The sequence below is a fragment of the Mesorhizobium sp. CNPSo 4684 genome, from assembly GCF_057784315.1.
Window position 1 is genome coordinate 1 of record NZ_JBWLUX010000069.1, and the last position, 6,432, is coordinate 6,432.

Annotated in this window: 7 protein-coding genes; 3 read left to right on the plus strand and 4 right to left on the minus strand. The window is 63.9% G+C overall.

The window, feature by feature from the left end; translation table 11 throughout:
* Positions 1-219: 219 nt before the first annotated feature.
* From AC04SG_RS32470 to AC04SG_RS32480, 3 genes are all read left to right on the plus strand, one after another.
* The gene (locus AC04SG_RS32470) at positions 220-1,404 is read left to right on the plus strand and encodes a Gfo/Idh/MocA family protein (protein WP_488554352.1); all 1,185 of its coding nucleotides are present in this window, start codon (positions 220-222) and stop codon (positions 1,402-1,404) included.
* Between the two features lie 102 nt (positions 1,405-1,506).
* Entirely contained in the window at positions 1,507-1,788 is a 282-nt protein-coding gene (locus AC04SG_RS32475) for an SOS response-associated peptidase (protein WP_488554358.1), read from the plus strand.
* On the plus strand, positions 1,691-2,065 hold the full coding sequence (locus AC04SG_RS32480; RefSeq protein WP_488554353.1) for an SOS response-associated peptidase family protein: 375 nt from the start codon (positions 1,691-1,693) through the stop codon (positions 2,063-2,065). Before AC04SG_RS32475 ends, AC04SG_RS32480 begins: the two co-directional genes overlap by 98 nt.
* 107 nt (positions 2,066-2,172) lie before the next feature.
* Here the strand turns inward: AC04SG_RS32480 and AC04SG_RS32485 are convergent, their stop codons facing one another.
* The 4 genes from AC04SG_RS32485 to AC04SG_RS32500 form a co-directional block, all read right to left on the minus strand.
* A complete protein-coding gene (locus tag AC04SG_RS32485) occupies positions 2,173-3,972 on the minus strand; it encodes an adenylate/guanylate cyclase domain-containing protein (RefSeq protein ID WP_488554354.1) in 1,800 nt (599 codons plus the stop codon).
* Positions 3,973-4,288: 316 nt separating this feature from the next.
* The gene (locus AC04SG_RS32490) at positions 4,289-4,549 is read right to left on the minus strand and encodes an amino acid permease (RefSeq protein WP_488554355.1); all 261 of its coding nucleotides are present in this window, start codon (positions 4,547-4,549) and stop codon (positions 4,289-4,291) included.
* A 442-nt stretch (positions 4,550-4,991) separates the two neighbouring features.
* Positions 4,992-6,005: a ribosome small subunit-dependent GTPase A gene (gene rsgA, locus AC04SG_RS32495; protein WP_488554356.1), complete on the minus strand. Its 1,014-nt coding sequence runs from the start codon at positions 6,003-6,005 to the stop codon at positions 4,992-4,994.
* Positions 6,002-6,432: hypothetical protein (locus AC04SG_RS32500; RefSeq protein WP_488554357.1), on the minus strand; the 431-nt coding region annotated here is incomplete at its 5' end. The genes AC04SG_RS32500 and rsgA, both read right to left, overlap by 4 nt.

Sequence of the window (6,432 nt, forward strand, 5' to 3'; positions counted from 1 at the left end):
CGCGGATCTCGAACCTCTCGCAGGATAGACATAATCAACGGCACCGCGGCCTCCTCTGTAGCGAGAAAGCCTCTCAAGAATCCCTCTTTTCCTACTTGGCAAGAGCCAATCAACTTATCTGCGATTCCCCTGCCCCTTGTGGGGGAGATGTCCGGTAGGACAGAGGGGGGCGCGACAGAACTCGACGATGGCAACAAAACAGTCTTCCCGGGAGGAAACATGGTCTACGCAACATCGGACGGATCGGCCGGCAAGCGGCTGAGGGTCGGCATGGTCGGCGGTGGGCGCAATGCCTTTATCGGCGCCGTGCATCGTGTAGCCATGCGGCTCGACGACCAGATCGTGCTGGTCGCCGGGGCGCTGTCGTCGGACCCGGAAAACGCCGCTGCCTCGGCGGCCGAGATCGGCATCGCGCCGGAGCGCAGCTATGCCGACTATCGGGCCATGGCGCGAGCCGAAGCCGCGCGGCCGGACGGCATCGAGGCGGTCGTCATCGTCACGCCAAATCATCTGCACGCGCCGATCGCCACCGCCTTTCTCGAAGCCGGCATCGACGTGATCTGCGACAAGCCGCTGTCGACGACGCTCGGCGACGCCGAGGCATTGGTAGCGCTCGCCAAGGCGAAAAAGCGCCGTTTCGTCGTCACGCTCAACAACACCGGCTACGCCATGGTGCGCCAGGCGCGCGCGATGGTGGCGGCGGGTGAACTCGGCCGCATCGTGTCCGTGCACGGCGCCTACATCCAGGACTGGCTGACCAGGCCGATCGACGCCGAGGGCCAGAAGCAGGCGGAGTGGCGCACCGATCCGGCGCGCGCCGGGCAGTCGGCGGTGCTGGCCGATATCGGCGTGCATGCCTTCAACCTGGCAAGCTACATCTCCGGCTGCGAGGCCGAGGCTGTTTCGGCCGATCTGTTCACCGCCGTGTCTGGGCGCCGGCTCGACGACAATGCGCATGTGCTGGTGCGCTGGACCGGCGGCGCACGCGGCACGATCCTGGCCAGCCAGACCTCGCCCGGCCATTACAACGATCTCTCCGTGCGCATCTATGGCGACAGAGCCGGGCTCGAATGGTCGGGCGGCCGGCCGGAAGAATTGCGCTTCGCCGTTTATGGCGAGGAAACCCGCACGCTGGTGCGCGGCGGTCATGGTTCGACGGCGGAAGCCCAGCGTGTGTCGCGCATGCCGGCGGCGCACCCGGAAGGCTATATCGAGGCCTTCGCCAATTTCTACCGCGACGCCGCCGACATTATTCGCGCACATCGCTCCGGTGGGGTGGTGGATGCGGCGCGTGCCGCTCAGGTGCCTGATGTGGTCGATGGAGCGCGCGGCGTGAAGTTTGTCGCGGCGGCGGTGGAGTCGAATGCGGCCGGTGGGGCTTGGACGGCGGCGCGGTTTGGGTGAGGGCGGGGGCGGTGGGCTGCTGTGGTTTAGCGGCAGCGCCACGTATATGGCGCTAACGACGCGCCGCGATACAACATCGCGCCCACTGACGAAGTCCCGTTCATCACCGCCAGTGACGACGGAAACCACAAGCTTCGGACCGGTCGCTGGTGGCTGGTGCCATTCTGGGCAAAAGAGATGCCCAAGGCGGCGATGTTCAACGCCCGGATCGAGGGCATCGACACGGCGCCGGCGTTTCGAGATGCCTTCAAGTCGAAGCGCTGCCTGATTCCGACCGATGGCTTCTATGAGTGGACGATATCGCCAGCAGACGGCAAGAAGGACCCATGGCACATCTTCCAGCCGGGCCACGCGCCCTTCTCGTTCGCTGGCCTGTGGGCCTAATTCGAATCTTGAGATCACCAGCTGCACGATCATTACCGAGCCGTCCGCGGCGCCAGGCAACCAGGTCCACGATCGCCAGCCGCTCATCCTCGATCCGGCTTACTACGAGGCCTGGCTGGACCCCAAGTCGCCTGCTGGCGACCTGAAGGACATTCTCAACCATGACATCGACGGGCAGTTGCAGTTCTATCGAGTCGGCCGAGAGGTCAATGCGGCTGCCGTCAACAAACGGCCCAACGACTACTCAGGGCTGATCGAACCGATCAAGCTGCTATGAGTAACGAAATCAGACTACCGAACCGTTCGAGCTGCCGCGGGTCCATGGCCGATCGAGAACCATCTCTGCGAACATCCTGGCGCCGCGTGGGAGCTCCCCACGACCGGTTACTTTAGTCCCGCCATGCGCATGCCATGCGTTATCTGTTCAAGATCGGCGGGGTCTCGCCACCATTCAGACCGTTCGAAGTCCGCTATGGCAAAATCAGGTTTGAGGCGCAGCACATCTGCGGCCGACTGTTTCGCCTGATCGATATTGCCCAGCCGAGCCTGACAAGAAGCAATGTAGCAGGGTAGCCACCAGTGCCAGAGGTGGTCGATATGCTGAAATGCTTCGAGGGCCTCGGCGTGGCGCCTCAACTGCAGAAAGGCCACTCCGCGGCACCCCCAGTACCAAGCTGGTGGAAAGGGATCGCGGCGAAGATCTGCCTCCAGACTGCCCAGCGCTTCCTCTCCGCGTCCCGTAAAGGCCAGCCACAGCCCTCGAAACATCGAGGCATACACGTCGTTCGGATTGAGCGCGACCGCTCGGTCGAGGTGTATCCCTCCCTGCTCATACTGCCTCATCTTAGAATAGATGAGGCCGAGTTGCCGGTGACCGCTCGAATCCAACGGATCGAGCCGTACCGCCGTTTGTGCGGCACGAAGGCCTTCCTCCAGATCTTCTCGCCGCCCATGGTCCGAATGGAGGACATAGGCGACACCCGCCAGCCACGCATGGGCTTGGGCGTGGGCCGGGTCGAGCTCGATTGCGCGGCGCAGGAACTGGGCCGCGGTTTCCGAATCGAACCGTATCGAACGCTCCCGCCCTTGCAGAAAGTGATCGTGGGCCGCCCAAAGCTGCGGTGGCTTGCGGCCTGACTGCTCGGCACGGGTGGAGGTGACTCTCCCGACCAGCGTGCCGACGATCATGGATACGACTTCGTCCTGCACCGCAAAGATATCTTCGACATTGCGGTCATAGCGCTCTGCCCAGTGATGCTTTCCGCTGGACACGTCGATCAACTGGGCGGTGACCCGCACGCGATTGCCCGCCCTGCGCGTACTGCCCTCGACGATGAAATCCGCGCCGAGCCTATGGCCAACTTCCTTGGCGTCGAGCGCCTTGCCTCGGAGCGCAAAGGAAGAATTCCGTGCGATCACCATGATCTCCCTGAATCGGCTCAACTCGGTGATGATGTCCTCCGTGATCCCGTCTGAAAAATAGTCCTGCACCGGATCGCCGCTCATGTTGTCGAAGGGCAACACGGCTATTGACGGTTTGTCCGACGTGACCGCTGGCTTGCTCGGCTCGACAACAGCAGGACGGACCAGGTAGGCGCGCACAGGCGCTTCGATGTTCTTGAGCTGGCGGTCACCCAGGGGCTCGAATGTGCCATTCACCTTTTTGGCCACCTGTTCGTACACGTTTTGCGACATGCAGATGCTGCCGGGCTCGGCCAGGGACTCGAGTCGCGCGGCAATGTTGACGCCCTCTCCATAGACGTCCGTGCCCTCGCCGATCACGTCGCCCAGATTGATGCCGATCCGGAGCATGATCCGGCGCTCGTCGGCCACGTCGTCGTTGGCATCGGCCATCCTGGCCTGCAGTTCGAGTGCACTGCCGACGGCATCAACTGCGCTGACGAACTCGACCAGAACACCGTCGCCCATGAGTTTGACGATGCGTCCGCCATGAGATCGCACGATGGGCTCGAGCACGTTCCTGCGGCGGTCCTTCAGCGCCGCGAGCGTGCCGGCCTCGTCCGCCTCCATCAGGCGCGCATAGCCTACGACGTCGGCGACCATGATCGCGGCGAGCCGGCGACGGATGCGTTCTTCGGACATTGCGACCTTGTGGGCGACCGGGCTCCAGTGAGACAGAATGACGTCACTAAGCGCGCTTTCTTGGCGGTCGACGGCATTCATTATGTGCCTATGAAGAACGAAATGCGAGCCCTATGGCGCGACTGAAGGTCCGACAAGGGTCGCATCGAGCCGTTCTGGTATCGTTTCGGCAAGAGTCCCGCGTGCGGCTTGGCGCCAAGTCCAATCTTAGCGAAGACCCGATCCGCGATTTTGAGATCGGCCGCAGAAGAGGCGGCGAAGCAGCTTCAGGAACTGCCGATCGGTGCCCGCCAGGCACTCGCCGCGATGTTGCTCGATATGCGGGACGACGCGCGAACCCGCGCTCAGGAAAGCTGGCGGAAGCACAAGGAACCGATGGCGCTCTATTGGAAGTGCGTCAGAAGTTGATGCGGTTGGCGAAGGCGATGCTGACGACATTGACGAAGGTCGTCACCGCGATGAAGCCGACGATCCACACCCAGGTCGGAACCGCGGGGAAGGCGGAAGTGAGATAGGCGGCGCCAATCAGCCAGATCACCATCGGCAGGAAGAAATAATCGAGCAGCACCGCCCATCCCACGAGGAAGCCGATGCTGGGGCTGATCGAGCGGCGGGCATAGGTGTAGGCCGAGCCGGCGACGGGATAGACGCGCGCCATGACGCCGTAGCTGATGGGGTGAGCAGGATGGCCGCGGCCGCTATGAGATAGGCCATGGCGGTGGTGCCCTGGCTTGCCGTGGCCAGCGCGCCAAAGGTGCCGAAGACGATCATCGGCGTCATATAGGCCAGGCCGAAAAGCACGACGGACCAGAGGCCGAGCGCGCGGTCGAGTTTGATAGTGTCTTGCATTGTTCCGCCTCCGGGAAGCTTGTGTCCGATGCTTTTTCCGGAGGCTGCCAGAAGAGCAGGCGTCCGGTCGCATTTCTCGAAGTTGAGGCGGAGCATGACTTAGCCGGCGCAGCGCGGCCATAACCCCAAGGGATTATGCGGGGAGACGCTCGGCGAGGCGTGGACGGGTAAAGATCCACTTAGGATAGCCGGCGCATGTATTGGGTGGTGCGGGTCCGAAGAAAACAATCAGGCTTTTTCGGATTGTCCGCTCAACGCCGCTTTGGGCGACCGCCCGGCGATTTGTTGCCGCGCGGGCCGCTCTGAACCGGCGTATTGCCCTGGTTTTCCTCGGACAGTTTGCGCCAGCGGGCCAGGCGCTCGGGGTCGAGTGTGCCTGCCTTCAAGGCAGCCTGCACCGCGCAGCCCGGTTCGTGGACGTGGGTGCAGTCGCGGAATTTGCACAGCGGGGCAAGCTCGGTGATTTCGGCAAACAGCGTGTCGATGCCGGAAGCAACGTCGCTGACATGCAGCGTGCGCATGCCCGGCGTATCGATCACCCAGCCGCCGCCGGCAATGGCGTGCAGCGATCTGGCTGTGGTGGTGTGGCGGCCCTTGGCATCGTGCTCCCGGATGCCGGCGGTCTGTTGCGGCGCTTGCTGCGCCGATCCGGCCAACGTGTTGACCAGCGTCGATTTGCCGACGCCGGAGGAGCCGACCAGCGCCACAGTCTGGCCCGCGCCGCACCAGGCGGCGAGCGCCGTTGCGGCATCCGCTATGCGCGGGTTCAGCATCACCACGGCCAGCCCGCGCTGCAGGGCCGCGGCCTGGCGTTGGTACGCCTCTGCGTCCTCGGCCGTATCGGCCTTGGTCAGCAGGATCACCGGCGTCGTTCCGGCCTCGTTGGCCAGCGCCAGATAGCGCTCGAGCCGGGCGATGTTGAAATCGGCATTGCAGGAGGTGACGATGAACAGCGTGTCGACATTGGCTGCGGCCAGCTGCGGCACCCTGCCGCCCTGCGTGCGGCGCTCCAGCACCGTCTTGCGGGTCAGGCGGCGGCGCAGCAGATGTGTATGGGGCTCGACAAGCACCCAGTCGCCGACGGCATAGTCGCCGGTGTTGGCGTTCGCCGGCAGCGTCAGATCGGTTGGCCCTGCCTGGGACAGGCCGGTCAGGCGGTCACGATGCACCGAGGCGATGCGCGTCGGGACAAGGCTGGCCTCATCAGGTCCAAGCTGATCGCCGAAGAAATCCGTCCAGCCCAGGCTTGCGAGGGAGGCTGTCACAGCCTTGACCAAGGGGACGGTGTCGCAGGCATCGAGGGTATCCTTGGCAAATGGGCCGACAACAGCCTTTTGAAGCAGGGCGATGATCCGAGCCGTTCTATGGGCGGCATGGCCGGATTTGGCAAGTCGGGTCCCGCGCGGGCGAGCAGAGCAAATGGCTGGAGCTCGACACGACCGGCGCGTGGATCGGCCCGAACTTCAAGGAGGGCAACTACAAGAACAACCGCCGGCAGCTGTTCTTCCCCGAGGCCGACGTCGGCACATGAAGCGATCTGGCAGCCGCCGATCCCGATCCGTTTTTGGATGAAAAAGGAGCGCGCCGCGGCCAAGAAAAAGAAGAAACCACCGCAGGGGTGAGCGGAGTTCGCGCTCGCCTGAGCGCGCTGTCTTTCTTGCGAGGGGAAGGGGATGGCCGGCGCCACAGGGG

Excerpts from the sequence above, each read along its gene's own strand:
- AC04SG_RS32490 (WP_488554355.1), bottom strand. The coding sequence starts at position 4,549 with ATGGCGCGCGTCTATCCCGTCGCCGGCTCGGCCTACACCTATGCCCGC.
- AC04SG_RS32480 (WP_488554353.1), top strand. The coding sequence starts at position 1,691 with ATGAGTGGACGATATCGCCAGCAGACGGCAAGAAGGACCCATGGCACA.
- AC04SG_RS32470 (WP_488554352.1), top strand. The coding sequence starts at position 220 with ATGGTCTACGCAACATCGGACGGATCGGCCGGCAAGCGGCTGAGGGTC.
- AC04SG_RS32485 (WP_488554354.1), bottom strand. The coding sequence starts at position 3,972 with ATGAATGCCGTCGACCGCCAAGAAAGCGCGCTTAGTGACGTCATTCTG.